This is a genomic window from Pseudomonas chlororaphis, assembly GCF_001921865.1.
Classification (GTDB): Bacteria; Pseudomonadota; Gammaproteobacteria; order Pseudomonadales; family Pseudomonadaceae; genus Aquipseudomonas; species Aquipseudomonas chlororaphis_D.
On the sequence record NZ_MSCT01000021.1, the window covers coordinates 86,171 to 107,858 of the forward strand.

The window sequence follows — 21,688 nt, forward strand, 5'->3', positions numbered from 1 at the left end:
CCGCAGCGAGGCTCGGGCAGAGTATGGGCGGCAGGCCTCCTACCGCCACCTCACCCCGTCCGGCCCGCTTGCGCGCTTCAAGACCGCTTCTAAGGAGCAGTCATGAGTTATGTGATCGACCGACGTCTCAATGGCAAGAACAAGAGCACGGTAAACCGCCAGCGGTTTCTGCGGCGCTATCGTGACCACATCAAGAAGGCCGTCGAAGAGGCGGTCAGCCGCCGCTCCATCACCGACATGGAGCATGGCGAGCAAATCAGCATTCCGGGCCGGGATATCGACGAGCCGGTGCTCCATCATGGTCGCGGCGGCAAACAGACCGTGGTACACCCGGGAAACAAGGAGTTCACCGCCGGCGAGCATATTGCGCGCCCTCAAGGCGGAGGTGGCGGAGGCGGCCGGGGCAAGGCCGGCAACTCCGGCGAAGGCATGGATGAATTCGTGTTCCAGATCACCCAGGAAGAATTCCTCGAATTCATGTTCGAGGACCTGGAACTGCCGAACCTGGTCAAGCGCAACCTGAGCGGGACAGACACCTTCAAGACTGTCCGGGCCGGGATCAGCAACGAAGGCAACCCCTCGCGTATCAACATCATCCGGACCCTGCGTTCGGCTCATGCCCGACGCATTGCCCTGTCTGGCAGCAGTCGGGCGAAGCTGCGCGAAGTCAAAGAAGAACTTGCCCGCCTGAAACGCGAAGAGCCGGACAACTTCGGCGATATCCAGGAAATGGAGGCGGAAATCGAGCGTCTCAGCGCACGAATTCACCGAGTGCCGTTCCTCGATACCTTCGACCTCAAGTACAACCTGCTGATCAAGCAGCCCAACCCCAGCTCCAAGGCCGTGATGTTCTGCCTGATGGACGTATCCGGCTCCATGACCCAGGCGACCAAGGACATCGCCAAGCGCTTTTTCATCCTTCTGTACCTGTTCCTCAAGCGCAATTACGACAAGATCGACGTGGTGTTCATCCGCCACCACACCAGTGCCCGCGAAGTGGACGAGGAGGAATTCTTCTACTCCCGGGAAACCGGCGGCACCATCGTCTCCAGCGCGCTGAAGCTGATGCAGGAGATCATGGCCGAGCGTTATCCGAGCAATGAATGGAACATCTACGCCGCCCAGGCTTCCGACGGCGACAACTGGAATGACGATTCGCCGATCTGCCGCGACATCCTGATCAACCAGATCATGCCCTTCGTGCAGTACTACACTTATGTGGAGATTACCCCGCGCGAACATCAGGCACTGTGGTTCGAATACGAACGCATCGCCGAAGCCTTTTCCGATACTTTCGCCCAGCAGCAACTGGTCTCGGCCGGAGATATCTATCCGGTCTTCCGTGAACTCTTCCAGCGCAGGTTAGTGACATGACCGCCAGAGAGCAGAAACGTCAGCCCATCTCCACCGGCTCGGAATGGACGTTCGAGCTGATCCAGTCCTACGACCGCGAAATCAGCCGTATCGCGGCGCGTTACGCCCTGGACACCTATCCCAACCAGATCGAAGTGATCACCGCCGAGCAGATGATGGATGCCTACGCCTCCGTCGGCATGCCCCTGGGTTACCACCACTGGTCCTACGGCAAGCACTTCCTGAGTACCGAAAAGTCCTACAGCCGCGGCCAGATGGGGTTGGCCTACGAGATCGTGATCAACTCCGACCCATGCATCGCCTACCTGATGGAAGAAAACACCATCTGCATGCAAGCACTGGTGGTCGCCCACGCCTGCTATGGCCATAACAGCTTCTTCAAGGGCAACTATCTGTTCCGCACCTGGACGGATGCCAGTTCGATCATCGATTACCTGGTGTTCGCCAAGCAGTACATCATGCAGTGCGAAGAACGCCACGGGATCGATGCCGTGGAGGACCTGTTGGACTCCTGCCATGCCCTGATGAATTACGGAGTGGACCGCTACAAACGGCCCTATCCGATTTCCGCGGAAGAAGAACGGCGCCGCCAGAAAGAGCGGGAAGAACACCTGCAGAAACAGATCAACGACCTGTGGCGTACCATCCCCAAAGGCACCGACAAATACAGCGACAAGGATAATGCGCGCTTCCCCGCCGAACCTCAGGAAAACATCCTGTATTTCATCGAGAAACACGCGCCGCTGCTGGAGCCATGGCAGCGGGAAATCGTACGGATCGTGCGCAAGATCGCCCAGTACTTCTACCCGCAACGCCAGACCCAGGTGATGAACGAAGGCTGGGCGACGTTCTGGCATTACACCCTGATGAACGACCTGTATGACGAAGGCCTGGTCACCGACGGTTTCATGATGGAGTTCCTTGCCTCCCACACCAGCGTGGTCTTCCAGCCCGGCTTCGACAGCCCCTACTACAGCGGTATCAACCCCTACACCCTGGGGTTCGCCATGTACCGCGACATTCGGCGCATCTGCGAAGAACCGACCGAAGAGGACCGCCGCTGGTTCCCGGAACTGGCCGGGACCGACTGGCTCTCCAGCATCAAGTTCGCCATGAGCAGCTTCAAGGATGAGAGTTTCATCCTGCAGTACCTGTCGCCCAAGGTGATCCGCGACCTGAAGCTGTTCAGCATCCTGGACGACGACCAGAAAGACGACTTGCTGGTACCGGCCATTCACGACGAAAGCGGCTACCGGATCATCCGCGAGACCCTCGCCGCCCAGTACAACCTGGGCAACCGCGAGCCCAACGTGCAGATCTGGAGCATCGACAGGCGTGGCGACCGCTCGCTGACCCTGCGCCATCAACAACATGACCGCAAACCGCTGGGCGACTCCACCGACGAGGTCCTCAAACACCTGCACCGGCTGTGGGGGTTCGATATCCACCTGGAAACCCTCCAGGGCGAACAGGTGATGAAAACCCATCATGTCCCTCCCAGAAGCGAGCACAACGAAGGGGATTACGGCCGACTGGACCTGGCTGTCATCCACCTTTGAGCTCATGACAAACCTCCGAAAGCTCGGCGCAAGGGTTATTCTGTCGGGCTAACGGAGGTTTTTTATGCAGATTTACAAGGTCGGCGGCGCGGTGCGCGATCGCCTGCTGGGCAAACCGGTAACCGACATCGACTGGGTGGTGGTCGGCGCCACGGCTGAAGAAATGCTCGCCAAAGGCTTTCGCCCTGTGGGCGCGGACTTCCCGGTCTTTCTTCACCCCAAAAGCGGCGAGGAATATGCCTTGGCCCGCACCGAGCGCAAAAGCGGTCGTGGCTACGGCGGCTTCACCTTCCATGCCAGCCCCGAGGTCACACTTGAAGAAGACCTGATCCGCCGCGACCTGACGATCAATGCCATGGCAGAAGACGACCACGGCGTTCTGACCGACCCCTATCACGGCCAACAGGACCTGGAAAAACGCCTGCTTCGCCATGTTTCCCCGGCATTCGCCGAAGATCCATTGCGTGTACTGCGCGTGGCCCGCTTCGCTGCCCGTTATGCCGAGCTCGGTTTCCAGGTGGCGGCAGACACCCTTGAACTGATGCGTCAACTCAGCGAGTCAGGCGAGTTGGAAGCCTTGACGCCGGAACGCAGCTGGAAAGAGATCTCCCGCGCACTGATGGAAGAACATCCCCAGGTGTTTATCCAGGTACTGCGCGATTGCGGGGCGCTCAAGGTCCTGCTGCCTGAAGTGGATGCACTGTTTGGCGTTCCGCAGCCGGCAGCCCATCACCCGGAGATCGACAGCGGGGTGCATACGCTGAGCGTTCTGCAACAGTCAGCCCTGTACAAACAGCCCTTGAGCGTACGTTGGGCGTGCCTGCTGCACGACTTGGGCAAGGGCCTGACGCCACACAGCGAATGGCCACGACACATTGCACACGAGCACAAGGGCCTGAAGTTGATCAAGCAGGTCAACGAGCGCTTCAGGGCCCCGCGCGATTGCCAGGAACTGGCGCTACTGGTCGGCCAGTACCACACCCACAGCCATCGCGCCCTCGAACTGAAGCCTTCGACACTGGCGGAACTGCTGCAAAGTTTCGACGTGTATCGTCGCCCACAGCGCTTCGAGGAGTTTATCGCCGCCTGCGAAATGGACGCTCGCGGCCGTCTCGGGCTGGAGGATCGGACTTATCCACAGGCCGACTACTTGCGCGGCGCAGCCACCGCCGCGCGCAGCGTGGCGGTACAGCCGCTGCTGGAGCGAGGGTTCAAGGGACCGGAGTTGGGAGAAGCGTTGAAACGAGAGCGGCTCAAGGCATTGAAAGCCTACAAGGAACAGCACTCGCAGTAGCAAACATCACGAACAAGCCCTTGGCAGGAACGAACTCGCTCGCGATTTGCAGCGTGGATCGCAGAGGCTAGCCCAGCTCCGGCGGGGTCAGTGGCTTGCCTTGCCACTCAAACGCCACGGGGGCCAACACTTGGTCGATACGGGCTTCGCGCCACAAGGTAGCGAAGTCCTGTCCCGCCAACGGATGCACCCGTTCCGGAGCCATCAACGACAAGGGCCAAAGCACAAAGGCGTTCTTGAGAATCTCCGCGCGCGGCAAGACCAACCCGTCGAAGTTGCCCACCAGATCGCCGTACAACAGGACATCGATATCCAACGGCAAACCTTTGCGGTCCGGGGCATAACGGCCGTTGTCCGCCTCGATGAACTTCAACCGGCGGTCCAGCTCCATCAGCGGCAGATCAGTGAACGCCGAAACCACCAGATTGAAAAAAGGCCCGCTCTTGATACCGACCGGCTGACTCTCGAAAACCGCCGAGCAGCGCATATCCCGCAGGAAGCCGGCCAAGGCATCGAGCCCGGCCAGCAAATGGGTTTCACGCTCGATATTGCTGCCGAGCCCAAGGAAAACCTGAGTTAGCGACATCCGCGCTCGATCTCCACGCCAACGCCCTTGGCAGCCGCCACCGCGCCAGGCTTGGTCAGCTTGAGGTGCAACCAGGGAATCTGGAACTCGCTCATCAGCACCTCGGCCAGACGTTCGGCAAAGGTCTCGACCAACTGGAACTGCGCCTGCTCGGCAAACGCCTGAATCCGCGAAGACACGCTGGCATAGTCCAGGGCCAGGGTCAGGTCGTCACCGGCGGCGGCCGGACGGTTGTCCCAGGCAAAGCTCAGGTCAAGGCGCAGGCATTGCCGGATGCCTCGCTCCCAGTCGTAGGCACCGATCACCGTGTCGACTTCCAGGCCCTCGATAAACACTCTGTCCAAGCACTCTTCTCCGCAGCACGACAAGGGCGCAATGCGCCGTTAGAATCAGGGCGTCCTCGCCCGGAATAGTTAGCATGTTTTGGTTACTGGCGATCCTCGCCTACCTGCTCGGCTCGCTGTCCTTCGCCATTTTGCTCAGCCGCCTGACCGGTAACCCCGATCCGCGAATGAGTGGCTCGGGCAATGCCGGCGCTACCAACATGCTGCGCCTGGCCGGCAAGAAACTCGCCGTCCTGACCTTGCTCGGCGACCTGCTCAAAGGGCTGCTGCCCGTGCTGATCGCCAACCTCGCTGGTCTTTCGCTCCAACAACAGGCCTGGATCGGGCTCTACGCCGTACTGGGCCATCTGTTCCCGGTGTATTTCCGCTTCCGCGGCGGCAAGGGCGTCGCCACCGCTGCCGGCATGCTGCTGGGGCTCTACCCGCCAGCGGCGTTCCTGGCCATTGCCGCCTGGCTTCTGACCTTCTACCTGACCCGCACCAGCTCGCTGGCGGCGCTGATCGCCACCCCCCTGACCTTGCCATTGCTGGCCTGGCAAGCGCCGGCGGCATTGCTGCCGATGAGCGTACTCACGTTGCTGATCGTCTGGCGCCACCGCGGCAATCTACGCGACCTGTTTGCCGGGCGCGAACGGCATTTCTGAATATTGAAGATGAGCCCGATTCAGGTCGGGCAAATACCACCTACAGCGGCAACAACTGTTCCATCGGCCAACGCGCCTGCACGCTGATCGCCAGACTCTCCTGCTGGCCTGCCTGCAAACGCTGGCAGCCGGCGAACGCGATCATCGCGCCGTTATCGGTGCAGAATTCGGGGCGGGCATAAAATACATTCCCCTTCATCTCGCCGAGCATCTTCTCCAGCGACGCGCGCAGTGCCTTGTTGGCGCTCACGCCACCGGCGATGACCAAACGCTTGAGCCCGGCCTGCTTCAAGGCCCGCTTGCACTTGATGGTCAGAGTTTCTACTACCGCTTGCTGGAACGCGAGCGAGATGTCGCAACGGGTTTGCTCGCCGTCGTCTCCGGCGCTGACACATTGCTGCCAGGTGTTCAGGGCGAAGGTTTTCAAGCCGCTGAAACTGAAATCCAGCCCAGGACGATCAGTCATCGGCCGCGGAAAGACAAAGCGCCCGGGCACGCCTTGCATGGCCAGGCGAGCGATTTCCGGACCGCCTGGATAATTCAGGCCGATCATCTTGGCCGTCTTGTCAAAGGCCTCGCCGGCGGCATCGTCCAGGGTTTCGCCCATCAGCTCGTATTGGCCAATGCCATCGACCCGCACCAGTTGCGTATGGCCGCCGGACACCAACAAGGCGACGAACGGAAATTCCGGTGGTTGCTCTTCCAGCATCGGCGCCAGCAAGTGGCCTTCCATATGGTGCACGCCCAGCGCAGGAATGCCCCAGGCAAAGGCCAACGCCTGCGCGCAGGAAGCGCCGACCAGAAGGGCTCCCACAAGGCCAGGGCCGGCGGTATAGGCAATGGCGTCGATTTCGGTCGGCACACAGTCCGCCTCGGCCAGCACCTGGCGAATCAAGGGCAGCATGCGCTTGACGTGATCGCGAGAAGCCAGCTCCGGCACCACGCCACCGTAGGCCCGGTGCAGGTCGATCTGGCTGAACAGCGCATCGGCCAACAGGCCGCGTTCGCTGTCGTAAAGCGCGACGCCGGTTTCGTCGCAGGAAGTTTCTAATCCCAGTACTAACATGGGTTTGCGCCTTGTAGAGGCTAAATTCGAAGGCGCGCATAATAGTCGCCACTCCCTCAGCCGACCAGCGGTTTTCGATCAGAGGCTTTGCATTCCGAGCGATGAGGGGTTAACATCCGCAACCCTTAAAAACCGACGAGCTCAGCCGCGATTTTGCGACGAGTCCGTTGACCCCGGTAATGAATGAAGGTAGCTCTGGATGCCAGCCGTCAAAGTTAAAGAGAACGAACCCTTCGACGTAGCTCTGCGTCGTTTCAAGCGCTCCTGCGAAAAAGCCGGTGTTCTGGCTGAAGTTCGTAGCCGCGAATTTTATGAGAAGCCGACTTCCGAGCGTAAGCGCAAAGCAGCTGCTGCTGTTAAGCGTCACGCCAAGAAAGTTCAGCGCGAACAGCGCCGCGCCGTACGTCTGTACTAATACACAGACGTTCGCTGCAAGCTTCTGCCAAGCCCGGCCCTCAGCCGGGCTAATGGCATTTGCGGACAACGCTTGATGCTTCACCGTCAACGTCCATGCGACCGCGACAATCCGCTTCACCACGTCAGACCTGGCTCCTGCCAGCGGTGCACGTCTCTTCTGACGAGCCTTCCAAGGCTACTGACGAGCACATTTTTCTGATTCCTCAACAGACTCAGCCCACGGCGCCCCTCTGCAGCGTCCGCTTATGAGCCATCCGAGACCTGTCGGACTCAGAGCAATATCTTCAAATAGTCGAAGACTGATTGAAACTAACGTCAGTAGACTTTCGGCAGATACACTTCCCGATAGCGATCAAGCCGACGAAAAATGGTCGAACGCGCAGCGATTGCGCCTCGAACAACTCGTTGTCGAAGCTTTCGCATTGGTCCCATTCTTTCGCGCAGTGATGACGAGAACGCCATGGCCGGGCTGATTCCCCAGAGCTTTATTGACGACCTTCTGAACCGCACCGACATCGTCGATGTCGTCAGCTCGCGCCTGCAGATGAAAAAGGCCGGCAAGAACTACACCGCCTGCTGCCCGTTCCACAAAGAAAAGACCCCCTCTTTCAGCGTCAGCCCGGACAAGCAGTTCTACTACTGTTTCGGCTGCGGCGCAGGGGGCAATGCCCTCGGCTTCATCATGGACCACGACAACCTGGACTTCCCCCAGGCCGTCGAGGAACTGGCCAAGGCCGCCGGCATGGAGATCCCCCGCGAGGAAAGCGGGCGCTCGCACAAACCCCGGCAACCGACCGACTCGCCGCTCTACCCGCTGCTCACCGCCGCTGCCGATTACTATCGCCAGGCACTGAAAAGCCATCCAGCCCGCAAGGCCGCAGTCGATTACCTCAAGGGGCGCGGCCTGACCGGCGAGATCGCCCGCGATTTCGGCCTCGGTTTCGCTCCGCCCGGCTGGGACAACCTGTTCAAGCACCTGAGCAGCGACACCCTGCAGCAGAAGGCCATGATCGACGCCGGCCTGCTGATCGAGAACGCCGAAACCGGCAAACGCTACGATCGTTTCCGCGACCGGGTGATGTTTCCGATCCGCGACAGCCGCGGCCGGATCATCGCCTTCGGCGGCCGGGTACTGGGTGACGACAAGCCAAAATACCTGAACTCGCCGGAAACCCCGGTGTTCCACAAGGGCCAGGAGCTTTACGGCCTGTTCGAGGCCCGCAAGAACAACCGCAACCTCGACGAAATCATCGTCGTCGAGGGCTACATGGACGTGATCGCCCTCGCCCAACAAGGCTTGCGTAATGCCGTGGCGACCCTGGGCACCGCCACCAGCGAAGAACACCTCAAGCGCCTGTTCCGCATCGTACCCAACGTCCTGTTCTGCTTCGACGGCGACCAGGCCGGGCGCAAGGCTGCCTGGCGCGCGCTGGAAGCGACCTTGTCGAGCCTGCAGGACGGGCGCCGGGCGCGCTTTCTGTTTCTTCCCGAAGGGGAAGACCCGGATACCCTGGTCCGCTCCGAAGGCACCGACGCCTTTCGCGCCCGCATCAACCAGCATGCGCAACCGCTGGCCGACTACTTCTTCCAGCAATTGACCGACGAAGCCGATCCGCGCTCACTCGAGGGCAAGGCCCACCTGGCGACCCTGGCCGCGCCGCTGATCGACAAAGTCCCCGGAGCCAACCTGCGGACCCTGATGCGCCAGCGCCTCAGCGAAATTACCGGACTCAACAACGAGACGGTCAGCCAGTTGGTGCACAGCGCGCCACAGGAAGCGCCGCCAACGTACGACGCCGGCATCGATTACGACGCCATGCCGGACTACGCCGACTACCATGAGCCGCAGGACACCTACGTACCGCAGCAGGAGTGGACGCCGAAGAAATCCGGCGCGGGCGGCAAGAAATGGGAAAGCAAACCATGGGACAAAAAGGGCAAGCGCAATGGCGATCGCGATCAGCCACGTGCCCCGCGCGTTCCAACCGCCGTCGAACCCCCAACGCTGTCAGCGCTTCGAACCTTGCTGCATCACCCGCAACTGGCCGAAAAAGTTGAAGACGCCGGGCACTTTGCCGCCGACGACAACACTAATACCCAGTTGCTGGTAGCCCTGATCGAAGCCGTTCAGAAAAATCCTAGGCTACGCTCTATTCATCAACTCATGGCTCGTTGGCACGGCACTGAACAGGGACGCCTGATCAAGGCGCTGGCAGAAAAGGAGTGGCTGATTGAAGGCGACAACCTTGAACAACAGTTTTTCGACACCATTAAAAGCTTGTCCGCTCGCCAACGTGAGCGTGTTTTGGAACAACTTCTCAGGAAATCGCGTCAAAGCGAATTGAGTGGCGAAGAAAAAATTCAGCTGCTCGAGCTTTTAAAACGCAATGTTCCCGCATCAAACCCGACCTCAACTGGCGCGTGAGGTCATAGCTCGGGTATAATCCTCGGCTTGTTTTTTGCCCGCCAAGACCTTCAGTGGATAGGGTGTTATGTCCGGAAAAGCGCAACAGCAGTCTCGCCTCAAAGAGTTGATCAGCCGTGGTCGTGAGCAGGGTTACCTGACTTACGCGGAGGTCAACGACCACCTGCCGGAAGATATTTCAGATCCGGAACAGGTGGAAGACATCATCCGCATGATCAACGACATGGGGATCAACGTATTCGAGAGTGCTCCGGATGCGGATGCCCTTTTGTTGGCCGAAGCCGATACCGACGAAGCAGCAGCTGAAGAAGCCGCCGCAGCGTTGGCGGCTGTGGAAACCGACATTGGTCGCACTACCGACCCAGTGCGCATGTACATGCGCGAAATGGGCACGGTAGAGCTGCTCACACGTGAAGGCGAAATCGAAATCGCCAAACGTATCGAAGAGGGCATCCGTGAAGTGATGGGCGCGATCGCGCACTTCCCTGGCACGGTTGAGCACATCCTCTCCGAATACAATCGCGTCACCACCGAAGGTGGTCGCCTGTCCGACGTCCTGAGCGGTTACATCGACCCGGACGACGGTATCGCACCACCTGCCGCCGAAGTGCCACCGCCTGTCGACGCCAAGGCCGCAAAAGCGGACGACGAGAGCGAAGACGATGACGCCGAAGCCAGTGACGACGAAGAAGAGACCGAAAGCGGTCCGGATCCGATCATTGCAGCCCAGCGCTTTGGCGCTGTTGCCGAGCAGATGGAGATCACCCGCAAGGCCCTGAAAAAGCATGGTCGCGAACACAAGCAGGCCCTGGCTGAAATGCTGGCCCTGGCTGAACTGTTCATGCCGATCAAGCTGGTTCCGAAGCAATTCGAAGGCCTGGTTGAACGCGTTCGTAGTGCCCTGGATCGCCTGCGCCAGCAAGAGCGCGCGATCATGCAGCTCTGCGTTCGTGACGCTCGCATGCCACGCGCCGACTTCCTGCGCCAGTTCCCTGGCAATGAAGTGGACGAAAGCTGGTCCGACGCCCTGGCCAAGGGCAAGGCCAAGTACGCCGAGGCCATCGGCCGCCTGCAGCCGGACATCATCCGTTGCCAGCAGAAGCTGACCGCGCTCGAAACCGAGACCGGCCTGACGATCGCCGAGATCAAGGACATCAACCGTCGCATGTCGATCGGCGAGGCCAAGGCCCGTCGCGCGAAGAAAGAGATGGTTGAAGCCAACTTGCGTCTGGTGATCTCCATCGCCAAGAAGTACACCAACCGTGGCCTGCAGTTCCTCGATCTGATCCAGGAAGGCAACATCGGCTTGATGAAAGCGGTAGACAAGTTCGAATACCGTCGCGGCTACAAGTTCTCGACCTATGCCACCTGGTGGATCCGTCAGGCGATCACTCGCTCGATCGCCGACCAGGCCCGCACCATCCGTATCCCGGTGCACATGATCGAGACGATCAACAAGCTCAACCGTATTTCCCGGCAGATGCTGCAGGAAATGGGTCGCGAACCGACCCCGGAAGAGCTGGGCGAACGCATGGAAATGCCTGAGGACAAGATCCGTAAGGTATTGAAGATCGCAAAAGAGCCGATCTCCATGGAAACCCCGATCGGTGATGACGAAGACTCCCATCTGGGCGACTTCATCGAAGACTCGACCATGCAGTCGCCAATCGATGTCGCCACCGTTGAGAGCCTTAAAGAAGCGACTCGCGAAGTACTCTCCGGCCTCACTGCCCGTGAAGCCAAGGTACTGCGCATGCGCTTCGGCATCGACATGAATACTGACCACACCCTTGAGGAAGTCGGTAAGCAGTTCGACGTTACCCGCGAGCGGATTCGTCAGATCGAAGCCAAGGCGCTGCGCAAGCTGCGCCACCCGACGAGAAGCGAGCACCTGCGCTCCTTCCTCGACGAGTAACACCCAGAACCCCCAGCCCTGCTGGGGGTTTTGCTTTGTGCAGTTTAAATCCCCCATGCTTCGCCCCCTCCGGATTGCCCGTCTACACTCGAAACATTCCCCCGTGCCATAACGAGACCGTTATGCCCAGACTGCCGACCGTGCTTGTGCTGTCGCTGCTCGCCTGGACCGCAACGGCTGGCGCGCTGACTCTCAACGATGAAGAACGTGGCTGGCTTTCGACCCACCCGGAATTGCGCCTGGGTGTAGACGCCTCATGGCCGCCTTTCGAGTATCGCGACGAAGAGGGGCGCTACCAGGGCCTTGCCGCGGATTACATCCACCTGATCCAGGATCGCCTGGCGATCACGCTCAAGCCGATAGAACCCGCCAGTTGGAGCGAAGTGCTCGACACTGCGAAAAAAGGCAACCTGGACCTGTTGCCCGGGATCATGTCGACCCCTGAACGCCAGAGCTACCTGGCCTTCACCCGCCCCTATCTCGACTTCCCGATCGTGATCCTGGCCCACAAAGGCGGCGCGCAACCGCGCAAGATCCAGGACCTGTACGGCCTGAAGATCGCCGTCGTGGAGAACTACGCCCCCCACGAACTGCTCCGTACCCACCATCCCGACCTGAACCTGGTGGCCCTGCCCAACGTGAGCTCGGCCCTGCAGGCGCTCGCGCTCAATCAGGTCGACGCCGTGGTCGGCGACCTGGCGTCCAGCGTATGGAGCCTGCGCCAACTGAAGCTGGACGGGCTCTATGTCAGCGGGGAAACCCCCTACCGCTATCAACTGGCCATGGGCGTGCCGCGCGACAGCAAGATCCTGGTGGGGATTCTCGACAAGGTGCTGGCGGACATCAGCCCGGCGGAAGTCAGCGAAATCCAGCAGCGCTGGGTCGGCAATGTCCTCGATCATCGTTCGTTCTGGTCGGACCTGCTGCTCTATGGCCTGCCGGGGCTCCTGCTGCTGTTTGCCATATTGGCGATAGTGCTGCGCATCAATCGCCGGCTGAGCTCCGAAATCGCCCGGCGCGTAGCCCTTGAGCAGGAACTGCGCAGCAGCGAATACCATTACCGCGGTCTGGTCGAAAGCCTGTCGGCGATTGCCTGGGAAGCGCGCATCAGCGACTTTACCTACAGCTATGTGTCGCCCCATGCCGAGCAACTGCTGGGCTACCCCCTTTCCCACTGGCTGATTCCCGGGTTCTGGCGAAACATCATCCACCCCGCCGACCTCACCCGCGCCCAGAACTTCTGCGACCATGAAGTCCTCGCCGGGCGCGACCACAGCCTGGATTACCGGGTCATCACCGCCGACGGCCGCTGCCTGTGGGTTCGCGACATCGTCAGCCTGATCGAGCATGGGCACGAGCCCGTCATGCGCGGGCTGATGATCGATATCAGCGAAACGAAGCGCACGGAAGAAGCCCTTCGGCTTTCGGAACAGCGGTTCGCCTCGGTATTCCAGCAATGCCCGGACATCCTGGTCATTGCCCGCCTGTCGGATGGTTGCCTGCTGGAGGTCAACGAGGCGTTCGAGGAGCAGATCGGCCTGAGTGCCGGGCAGGTCATCGGCCAGACGGCCACCGAGCTGAATATCTGGGGCATCCAGGGCGTGGGCCCGGGACTCCTGCAGCGCTTGCAGGCGGGCAGCATCCGCAATCTGGAGATGCCCTTTCGACGCAGCAACGGCCAGCTGTTCACCGGCCTGATTTCCGCCGAACCCTTCGACCTCGATACCACGCCCGCCCTGGTCGTGGTGGTCCGCGACATCAGCCAGTTGAAGGAAACCCAGCAGCAGTTGCAAACCTCCGAGGAAAAATTCGCCAAGGCGTTTCACGCCTCGCCGGACGGCTTGTTGCTCAGCCGCCAGCGCGATGGCTTGCTGATCGAGGTCAACGACGGGTTCAGCCGCATCACCGGCTTCAACAGCGCCATGTCCCTCGACCGCTCCACCCTGGACCTGGGCATCTGGGTCAACCTGAACGAGCGCCGGCAGATGCTCGACCTGCTGCAGCGCGATGGCTTCGTGCGCGATTTCAGCTGCCATATCCGCCGCAACGACGGGCAGATCCGCCTGTGCGAACTGTCGAGCCGGCCACTGCCGATCGGTGACGAAGACTGCATGCTGACCATCGCCCGTGACATTACCGAACGCCACATGATGCAGGAGAAACTGCAACAGGCCGCCACCGTATTCGAGAGCACCGCCGAAGGCGTCCTGATCACCGATACCCGCCAGCACATCAGCGCGGTCAACCGGGCGTTCACCGAAATCACCGGTTACAGCGAAACCGAGGCCCTGGGCCACACCCCGCGCCTGCTGGCTTCAGGCCTGCACGACAGCGCCTTCTACGCCGCCATGTGGCACCAATTGACCGCCGAAGGTCATTGGCAGGGAGAAATTTCCAATCGCCGCAAAAACGGCGAGCTGTACCCCAGTTGGCTGACCATCAGCGCGGTACGCAACAAGGACCACTTCGTCACGCACTTCGTCGCCGTCTTCGCCGATATCTCCAGCCTCAAGCACGCCCAGGCCAAGCTCGACTACCAGGCGCACCATGACCCGTTGACCGGCCTGCCCAATCGCACCCTGTTCGAAAGCCGTCTGCTGAGCGCGCTCAACAGCCAGCAGGAAAACGGCGGCCAGGGCGCGGTGCTGTTTCTCGATCTGGACCGCTTCAAGCACATCAACGACAGCCTGGGCCACCCGGTCGGCGACCTGCTGCTCAAGGGCATCGCCGTGCGCTTGAAAGAGCAGTTGCGGGATATCGACACCGTCGCCCGCCTGGGCGGCGACGAGTTCATCATCCTGCTCCCCGGCCTGCACCAGCCAAGCGATGCAGAGCATATCGCCAACAAGCTGCTGAACTGCTTTGGTGCACCCTTCCAGGCCGGAGAGCATGAGTTTTTCATCAGTGCCAGCATCGGCACCAGCCTCTACCCCAAGGACGGCTGCGACGTGGCCACCCTGGTCAAGAACGCCGATGCCGCGATGTATCGGTCCAAGGCCAAGGGCCGCAACCGGGTCGAGAGCTACACCCGCGACCTGACCGCCCAGGCCAGCGAGCGCATAGCCCTGGAACATGAGCTGCGGCGTGCCATCGAGCGCAACGAGTTGTATCTGTACTACCAGCCCAAGATCAGCCTGGGCGACCAGATCCTGGTCGGCGCCGAAGCACTGATTCGCTGGCGCCACCCGACCTTTGGCGATGTCCCTCCCGAGCACTTCATTCCCCTGGCCGAAGAAAACGGCATGATCCTGCAGATCGGCGACTGGGTACTGGAACACGCCTGCCAGCAATTGCGTGCCTGGCACGAGCGCTACGAGTGTTTTGGGCCGCTCTCGGTCAACCTTGCCGGTGCCCAACTGCGCCAACCGAATCTGCTGGGGCGGATCGAACAATTGCTGAAGGAGAACCGCCTCAAGCCTGGCTTGCTGCAGCTGGAAATCACCGAGAACTTCATCATGAGCCAGGCCGAGGAAGCCCTGGAGGTACTGCACCAGCTCAAGCGCCTGGGCGTCCAGCTGGCCATCGACGACTTCGGTACCGGCTACTCCTCCCTGAGCTACCTCAAGCGCCTGCCGCTGGATTTCCTGAAGATCGACCAATCCTTCGTACGCGGCCTGCCCGACGACCCGCACGACGTGGCCATCGTGCGGGCCATCATCGCCCTGGGCCGCAGCATGCAATTCACCGTGATCGCCGAAGGCGTGGAAACCCATGACCAGCAGCTATTTCTCGCCAGCGAAGGCTGCGAACAGATCCAGGGCTACATCATCAGCCTGCCGCTAAGCGCCAACGAATTCGCCGCCACCTTTCTGCGCCTGCCGGTTTCGGCTTTTTCGGATAGCACAGCCGAGAAACCGTCGTTATAATCCGCGGCCTACTGAGGGCCTATAGCTCAGTTGGTTAGAGCAGAGGACTCATAATCCTTTGGTCCACGGTTCAAGTCCGTGTGGGCCCACCACTTTTCAAAGCCGCGCACTGCGCGGCTTTCGCGTATTCAGCGGGCAGCCTTCCGGCGAACCGCTCACTCGGCTGGCATAAAAACTGCTCCTTTCTTCCAGGAAATCGGCCCTGGCGCACAACTAATAAAATCCGCGGCGGTCATATCTGCACGGAAGCCGCGCGACCCTCATCTGCCCCGGACTGCATTTCCACTCGTTCGAGGGACGCCTGCCCTTCTCCCCGTGAAGCACAAACCTGAGCCACCCCCTAATAATCAGAGTGGCCTGATGATGCGGACACAGCACATGGAAGTAGTACCTATGGCGCCTGCGCCAGGACAGGTAACGGGCTTCGCTCGTTGCCGCAATATCCGGCAAGGCCCGGTTTTCATCATTGCATCCGGCAGCTCGGCAAAGGACTTTCCCATCGAAGCCTTTTCCGACATCCCAATGATCACCATGAACGGAGCCATCTCGATGTTCCTCGGGACCGGTATACGGCCTTTTTTCTATGCCTGTACCGACACCAGTTTCTCCCTGCAGCAACCCGAACTCTTCGCCCAGGCAATGGCTCTCAGCCAGCGCGTGGCGCTCTGGAAAGAACATGCCCAGGCGATTCCGAGCCAGCCGCGAGGCGAGCTGTTTCTGTTGAAGAAAGCTCCGCGACAGACCTGGAAGGAATGGTGGCTCAGGCGCAACAGCAAGCTGGTCCGCCCTCCCCTCATTGCCGGCAACAGAAGCCGGACCATCGGTTTCAGCAAGGACCTCGAACAGGGCTTTTTCGATGCTCGCACGGTGGCCTACCTGGCGCTGCAACTCGCCTATCACGCGGGTTTCAGCAGCGCCATCCTGGTCGGTGTCGACCTGACCCCGGCCATGGGCCGCTTCTATGAAACGGCGGACACTTTCAAGTCGCCCTGCGGGCTGGATGAGCATCTGCAATCGCGAATCCTGCCGTCCCTGCAGCTGATGTCAGACAAGGTCATGGGCACGGATTTCTCGGTGTACAACCTGTCTCCCACCTCGCGTATTCCTGCCTCGATCATTCCCGGCATCAGCCTCGACGAAGTCGAGCAACTGGTGCATCACTGAACGCTCTGGCCGCTAGCAGCCACAAAAAAACCGCGCCAGGCGCGGTTTTTCTGCAAGACCGAGATCAGCGGTCAGTCGGGTAATGCATAGGCGATCACATAGTCGCCGCGGTCCGGCGACTGACGCGCGCCACCAGCGGTCAGCAGGATGTACTGCTTGCCGGTCTTCGGCGAAACGTAGGTCATCGGCCCCGACTGGCTGCCCACCGGCAGGCGGGCTTTCCAGATTTCGTTGCCGTTGCCGGTATCGAAGGCACGCAGGTAGAAGTCCTGGGTCCCGGCGAAGAACAGCAAGCCGGACTGGGTTGCCAGGGACGCGCCCAGGGTCGGCATGCCGATCGGGATCGGCATGTGCATGCGAATGCCCAAAGGCCCGGTGTCCTGCACAGTCCCGACCGGCACCTGCCACACCAGCGTCCTGGTTTTCAGGTCGATGGCCGACATAGTGCCGAACGGCGGCTTCTGGCAGGGAATGCCGGCAGCCGAGAGGAAACGCTGGCGCATGGCGCCAAACGGCGTGCCATCCTGGGGCACCACGCCCATTTCGATACCGCTGGCCCCGGCCGCGATCTTGTCGCGCGGGATCATGTAGTTGGCCAGGCCCAGGCGCATGTCGTTGACGAACATGTAATGCGTGTTCGGGTCCACCGACACGCTACCCCAGTTCATGCCGCCCAGGGAGCCGGGGAACTGCAAGGCGTGGTCCAGGCCCGGCGGGGTATACACGCCTTCATGGCGCATGCCCTTGAACTGGATGCGGCACAGCAGTTGGTCGAACGGCGTGGCGCCCCACATGTCGGATTCGGTCAGGGTCTGGTTGCCGATCGACGGCATCTCCACCGAGAACGGCTGGGTCGGCGAATAACGTTCGCCCGGCATGTTGCCTTGCGGTACTGGGCGCTCCTCCACCCGGGCGATCGGCGTGCCGGTTGCGCGGTTGAGCAGGAAGATCTCGCCCTGCTTGGTGACCTGCGCCAACGCCGGCTGCAGGCCGCCCTTGTCGTCCGGTATGTCATACAGCAGCGGTTGCGCCGGCAGGTCGAAGTCCCAGAGGTCATGGTGCGTGGTCTGGAAGTGCCAGCGCACCTGGCCGCTCTTCACGTCCAGGGCGACGATGGAGGAACTCCACTTGTCGTCGAGTTCCGTGCGCTGGCCGGCATAGAAGTCAGGAGTGGCGTTGCCGGTCGGCAGGTACACCAAGCCCAATTTGGCGTCGTAGGACATCGCCGACCAGACGTTCGGCGTACCGCGGGTGTAAGTCTCGCCAGCGGGTGGACGCTGGGTGGTGTTCGGGTTGCCCGGGTCCCAGGCCCAGACCAGTTCGCCGCTGCGCACGTCGAAGGAGCGCACCACGCCCGGCGGCTCGCCGATGGAATAGTTGTCCGCCACACGGCCGCCGACTATCACCACATTGCCGGCCACCAGCGGGGTCGACGTCTGCTGGTAGTAGCCGGGTTTGACTTCACCCATGTCGGTCTTCAGGTCGACGGTGCCGTGGTCGCCGAAGTCGTCGCACGGCTTGCCGGTTTGCGCGTTGATCGCAATCAGTCGCGCATCGCCGGTCGGCAGGAACAGTCGCTTGGCACAAGCCAACGGGGCGGCCGATGCGGCGGCAGGCTCGGCGGCGGCATCGAAGTAACCCAGGCCGCGGCAACGTTGCCAGTTGGGTGCCGACCCTTGCGGGTCGAACTTCCAGCGTTCGGCGCCGGTATCGGCGTCCAGGGCGAACACCTTGCCGTAGGCGGTGCAGGTGTAGACCGTGTCGCCGATCTGCAACGGGGTGTTCTGGTCTTCCGCGCCCGCGCCGGTGCTTTGCGGGATATCGCCGGTGCGGAAGGTCCAGGCCACCTGCAACTGATCGACATTGCCCTTGTTGATCTGGTCCAGCGCGGCAAAGCGATTGCCCGCAGTGGTATTGCCCCAATGAGCCCAGTCTTTCTGCTCGGTGCCAGGAACCACCGGCTTGATCGCCGGCTCGCTGCTGGCGCTGACCACATGGCTCGGCACGAACATATAGGCCAGGGTCGCCGCGATGCTAACGCCCAGCAAGCCTGCAAGGCCATAAGCGCCACGGCCGGCGGTCGCGCCCGAGGCCCTTGCCAGGGCGGGATAGACCAGCGCCAGCACCAGGCCGATCACAGCGAAGGTCAGCACCCGCGAAACCAGCGGCCAGTATTCCAGCCCGGCGTCCCACACCGCCCAGATCGCCGTCGCCACCAGCGCCACCGCGTACAACCAGGCGCCGCGCGGGTTGCGCCGGGCAACCAGCAGCCCGGAAACGATCATCGCCAGGCCCATCAGCAGGAAGAACCAGCTACCGCCCAGGCTGACAAGGTAGCCACCGCCGCCGGCCAGCCCCAGGCCGATCAAGGCGATCAGCACACCCAGCGCCACCAGCAGCCATTGGCTGCCCGCGGCCGTTGCAGAGTTGTTCATGTCGAAAATCTCTCTCATTCGTTGCGTGGCGCAAGAATGTACTAACCAGTTACTTATGACAACTTGTCGCAGGCAATTCATGACGAAAAATGTCATCCGCCCCTCCGGATCCAACCGCCACACCGCACAGCCAAGGCCCATGCATCGCCAAGGGCGAGCCTGTAACATGCGGCCCACCGATCCCTGCGCCGGAGTTCACCTTGTCTGATAGCCGCCCTCCCGTCCTCGACGAAATCGACCGCCAACTGATCGCGGCCCTGCAGATCAACGCCCGCGAAAGCGTGGCGATGCTCGCCAGGCAGTTGGGGATCGCCCGGACGACCGTGACCTCGCGCCTGGCACGCCTGGAAAAGGCCCGGGTGATTACCGGCTACGGCGTGCGCCTGGGCCAACGGGTCATCGATGGCGGCTTGCAAGCCTATGTCGGGATCAAGGTGCAGCCGCGCTCCGGCAAGGAGGTGCTGCGTCGCCTGAGCGCCATGGCCCAGGTCCAGCAGCTCTGCGCGGTGAGCGGCGAGTTCGATTATGTCGCTTGGCTGCGCACCGACTCGCCGGAGCAGCTGGACCAGTTGCTCGACCAGATCGGCAGCGTCGACGGCGTGGACAAGACCACCACCTCGATCATCCTCAGCAGCAAGATCGACCGTGGGCAGCCGGTCTGAAGGTGTCTCCCGGCTCGGTGGCGAGCGCTTCGCGCTCGGGCGCAGCCTTCGGCAGCGGCCACGGGGAAATGATCGTCAGTAAGCAAAAATATTTCGTCATATTGAATGGCAATCCTTCATAACGACGACACTTTGCGTCTTATTAACGTGCGCAACGCTCCCTAGAATGGCTGCCATCTTTTCCTATACTCAGCGCTCTGCTCGAGTCGCCAGCAAGGTCAGCCATGAACAAGAACAATCGCCATCCTGCAGACGGTAAGAAACCCATCACCATTTTCGGCCCGGACTTTCCGTTTGCCTTCGACGACTGGATCGAGCACCCGGCGGGCCTGGGCAGCATTCCCGAGGCCAGCCATGGCGCCGAAGTGGCGATTGTCGGCGCAGGCATCGCCGGCCTGGTGGCGGCCTACGAGTTGATGAAACTGGGCCTCAAGCCGGTGGTGTACGAAGCCTCGAAAATGGGCGGCCGCTTGCGTTCCCAGGCCTTCGAGGGCGCCGAAGGGATCATCGCCGAGCTGGGCGGCATGCGTTTTCCGGTGTCTTCCACGGCGTTCTATCACTACGTCGACAAGCTGGGTCTCGAGACCAAACCCTTTCCCAACCCGCTGACGCCTGCGTCCGGCAGCACGGTGATCGACCTCGAAGGCCAGACCCACTACGCGCAGAAACTCGCCGACCTGCCGGCGCTGTTCCAGGAAGTCGCCGACGCCTGGGCCGACGCCCTGGAAGACGGGTCGCGCTTCGGCGAAATCCAGCAAGCGATTCGCGATCGCGACGTGCCGCGCCTCAAGGAGCTGTGGAACACCCTGGTGCCGCTGTGGGACGACCGCACCTTCTATGACTTCGTCGCCACCTCGAAAGCCTTCGCCAAACTGTCGTTCCATCACCGCGAAGTGTTCGGCCAGGTCGGTTTCGGCACCGGCGGCTGGGATTCGGACTTCCCCAACTCGATGCTGGAAATCTTCCGCGTGGTGATGACCAACTGCGATGATCACCAGCACCTGGTGGTCGGCGGCGTGGAACAGGTACCGCTGGGCATCTGGCGCCATGTACCGGAACGCTGCGCCCACTGGCCGCAAGGCACCAGCCTCAGTTCGCTGCACCACGGCGCGCCGCGTCCCGGGGTGAAAAGCATCGCCCGGGCCGCCGATGGCCGCTTCAGCGTCACCGACAACTGGGGCGATACCCGCCAGTACGCGGCGGTGCTGACCACGTGCCAGAGCTGGCTGCTGACCACCCAGATCGAATGCGAGGAGTCGCTGTTCTCGCAGAAGATGTGGATGGCCCTGGACCGCACCCGCTACATGCAGTCGTCGAAGACCTTCGTCATGGTCGACCGGCCGTTCTGGAAGGACAAGGACCCGGAAACCGGCCGCGACCTGATGAGCATGACCCTGACCGACCGCCTGACCCGCGGCACCTACCTGTTCGACAACGGTGACGACAAGCCGGGGGTCATCTGCCTGTCCTATTCGTGGATGAGCGACGCCCTGAAGATGCTGCCGCACCCGGTGGAAAAGCGGGTCAAGCTGGCCCTGGACGCCCTGAAGAAGATCTACCCGAAAGTCGATATCGCCGGGCGTATCATCGGCGACCCGATCACCGTGTCCTGGGAAGCCGACCCGCACTTCCTCGGTGCCTTCAAAGGCGCTCTACCCGGCCATTACCGCTACAACCAGCGCATGTACGCGCACTTCATGCAGGACGATATGCCGGCCGAACAGCGCGGCATCTTCATCGCCGGCGACGATGTGTCCTGGACGCCGGCCTGGGTCGAAGGCGCGGTACAGACCTCGCTCAACGCAGTCTGGGGCATCATGAAACACTTCGGCGGGCAGACCCACGCCGAGAACCCTGGGCCGGGCGACGTGTTCCACGAAATCGGCCCTATCGCCCTGGCCGACTAAGCGCCCTGTAGCCGCTGCCGAGCGTCATCG

The 21,688-nt window shown here is 61.5% G+C and carries 15 protein-coding genes and 1 tRNA gene; 12 read left to right on the forward strand and 4 right to left on the reverse strand.

What is annotated here, in order from left to right; all coding sequences use genetic code 11:
• Positions 1-102: 102 nt before the first annotated feature.
• The 3 genes from BTN82_RS27010 (at position 103) to BTN82_RS27020 (ending at position 4,227) form a co-directional block, all read left to right on the forward strand.
• Positions 103-1,374: a YeaH/YhbH family protein gene (locus tag BTN82_RS27010; RefSeq protein ID WP_075122084.1), complete on the forward strand. Its 1,272-nt coding sequence runs from the start codon at positions 103-105 to the stop codon at positions 1,372-1,374.
• Positions 1,371-2,933: a SpoVR family protein gene (locus BTN82_RS27015; protein ID WP_075122085.1), complete on the forward strand. Its 1,563-nt coding sequence runs from the start codon at positions 1,371-1,373 to the stop codon at positions 2,931-2,933. The genes BTN82_RS27010 and BTN82_RS27015 overlap by 4 nt, the downstream gene beginning before the upstream one ends.
• Before the next feature lie 64 nt (positions 2,934-2,997).
• Positions 2,998-4,227 carry a multifunctional CCA addition/repair protein gene (locus BTN82_RS27020; protein WP_075122086.1) on the forward strand — a complete coding sequence of 410 codons (1,230 nt, stop codon included), beginning with the start codon at positions 2,998-3,000 and terminating at the stop codon, positions 4,225-4,227.
• 67 nt (positions 4,228-4,294) lie between these two features.
• On the opposite strand, the gene folK is transcribed toward BTN82_RS27020, so the two are convergent.
• Together folK and folB are read right to left on the reverse strand one after the other, a co-directional pair.
• Positions 4,295-4,813, reverse strand: a complete 519-nt coding sequence (gene folK, locus BTN82_RS27025) for a 2-amino-4-hydroxy-6-hydroxymethyldihydropteridine diphosphokinase (protein WP_075122087.1) — start codon at positions 4,811-4,813, stop codon at positions 4,295-4,297.
• Complete coding sequence (folB, locus tag BTN82_RS27030; protein WP_075122088.1) at positions 4,804-5,157, reverse strand: dihydroneopterin aldolase; 354 nt, start codon at positions 5,155-5,157, stop codon at positions 4,804-4,806. The genes folK and folB overlap by 10 nt, the downstream gene beginning before the upstream one ends.
• 74 nt (positions 5,158-5,231) lie before the next feature.
• On the opposite strand from folB, the gene plsY reads away from it, so the two are divergent.
• Positions 5,232-5,801, forward strand: a complete 570-nt coding sequence (plsY, locus tag BTN82_RS27035) for a glycerol-3-phosphate 1-O-acyltransferase PlsY (RefSeq protein WP_075122089.1) — start codon at positions 5,232-5,234, stop codon at positions 5,799-5,801.
• 40 nt (positions 5,802-5,841) lie between these two features.
• On the opposite strand, the gene tsaD is transcribed toward plsY, so the two are convergent.
• Complete coding sequence (tsaD, locus tag BTN82_RS27040; RefSeq protein WP_075122090.1) at positions 5,842-6,867, reverse strand: tRNA (adenosine(37)-N6)-threonylcarbamoyltransferase complex transferase subunit TsaD; 1,026 nt, start codon at positions 6,865-6,867, stop codon at positions 5,842-5,844.
• A gap of 199 nt (positions 6,868-7,066) precedes the next feature.
• On the opposite strand from tsaD, the gene rpsU reads away from it, so the two are divergent.
• From rpsU to BTN82_RS27070, 6 genes are all read left to right on the forward strand, one after another.
• Positions 7,067-7,282, forward strand: a complete 216-nt coding sequence (gene rpsU / locus BTN82_RS27045) for a 30S ribosomal protein S21 (RefSeq protein ID WP_002551877.1) — start codon at positions 7,067-7,069, stop codon at positions 7,280-7,282.
• A gap of 462 nt (positions 7,283-7,744) precedes the next feature.
• Positions 7,745-9,709 (forward strand): DNA primase, encoded by a 1,965-nt coding sequence (gene dnaG, locus BTN82_RS27050; protein ID WP_075122091.1) that lies wholly within the window; start codon positions 7,745-7,747, stop codon positions 9,707-9,709.
• A gap of 67 nt (positions 9,710-9,776) precedes the next feature.
• Positions 9,777-11,624 carry an RNA polymerase sigma factor RpoD gene (gene rpoD, locus BTN82_RS27055; RefSeq protein ID WP_075122092.1) on the forward strand — a complete coding sequence of 616 codons (1,848 nt, stop codon included), beginning with the start codon at positions 9,777-9,779 and terminating at the stop codon, positions 11,622-11,624.
• A gap of 122 nt (positions 11,625-11,746) precedes the next feature.
• Complete coding sequence (locus BTN82_RS27060) at positions 11,747-15,490, forward strand: EAL domain-containing protein (RefSeq protein ID WP_075122093.1); 3,744 nt, start codon at positions 11,747-11,749, stop codon at positions 15,488-15,490.
• Between the two features lie 15 nt (positions 15,491-15,505).
• Positions 15,506-15,582: transfer RNA gene (locus BTN82_RS27065), tRNA-Ile, on the forward strand.
• Between the two features lie 439 nt (positions 15,583-16,021).
• Positions 16,022-16,654 carry a lipopolysaccharide biosynthesis protein gene (locus tag BTN82_RS27070; protein ID WP_261793030.1) on the forward strand — a complete coding sequence of 211 codons (633 nt, stop codon included), beginning with the start codon at positions 16,022-16,024 and terminating at the stop codon, positions 16,652-16,654.
• Between the two features lie 71 nt (positions 16,655-16,725).
• Here BTN82_RS27070 and BTN82_RS27075 read toward each other — a convergent pair whose 3' ends face one another.
• Positions 16,726-19,089 (reverse strand): glucose/quinate/shikimate family membrane-bound PQQ-dependent dehydrogenase, encoded by a 2,364-nt coding sequence (locus BTN82_RS27075; protein WP_075122095.1) that lies wholly within the window; start codon positions 19,087-19,089, stop codon positions 16,726-16,728.
• Between the two features lie 200 nt (positions 19,090-19,289).
• Between BTN82_RS27075 and BTN82_RS27080 the strand changes: the two genes are divergently transcribed.
• Positions 19,290-19,751 carry an Lrp/AsnC family transcriptional regulator gene (locus tag BTN82_RS27080; RefSeq protein WP_075122096.1) on the forward strand — a complete coding sequence of 154 codons (462 nt, stop codon included), beginning with the start codon at positions 19,290-19,292 and terminating at the stop codon, positions 19,749-19,751.
• Positions 19,752-19,975: 224 nt separating this feature from the next.
• Positions 19,976-21,658, forward strand: coding sequence for a flavin monoamine oxidase family protein (locus BTN82_RS27085; protein WP_075122097.1), 1,683 nt, complete (start codon positions 19,976-19,978; stop codon positions 21,656-21,658).
• The last annotated feature ends 30 nt before the right edge of the window (positions 21,659-21,688 follow it).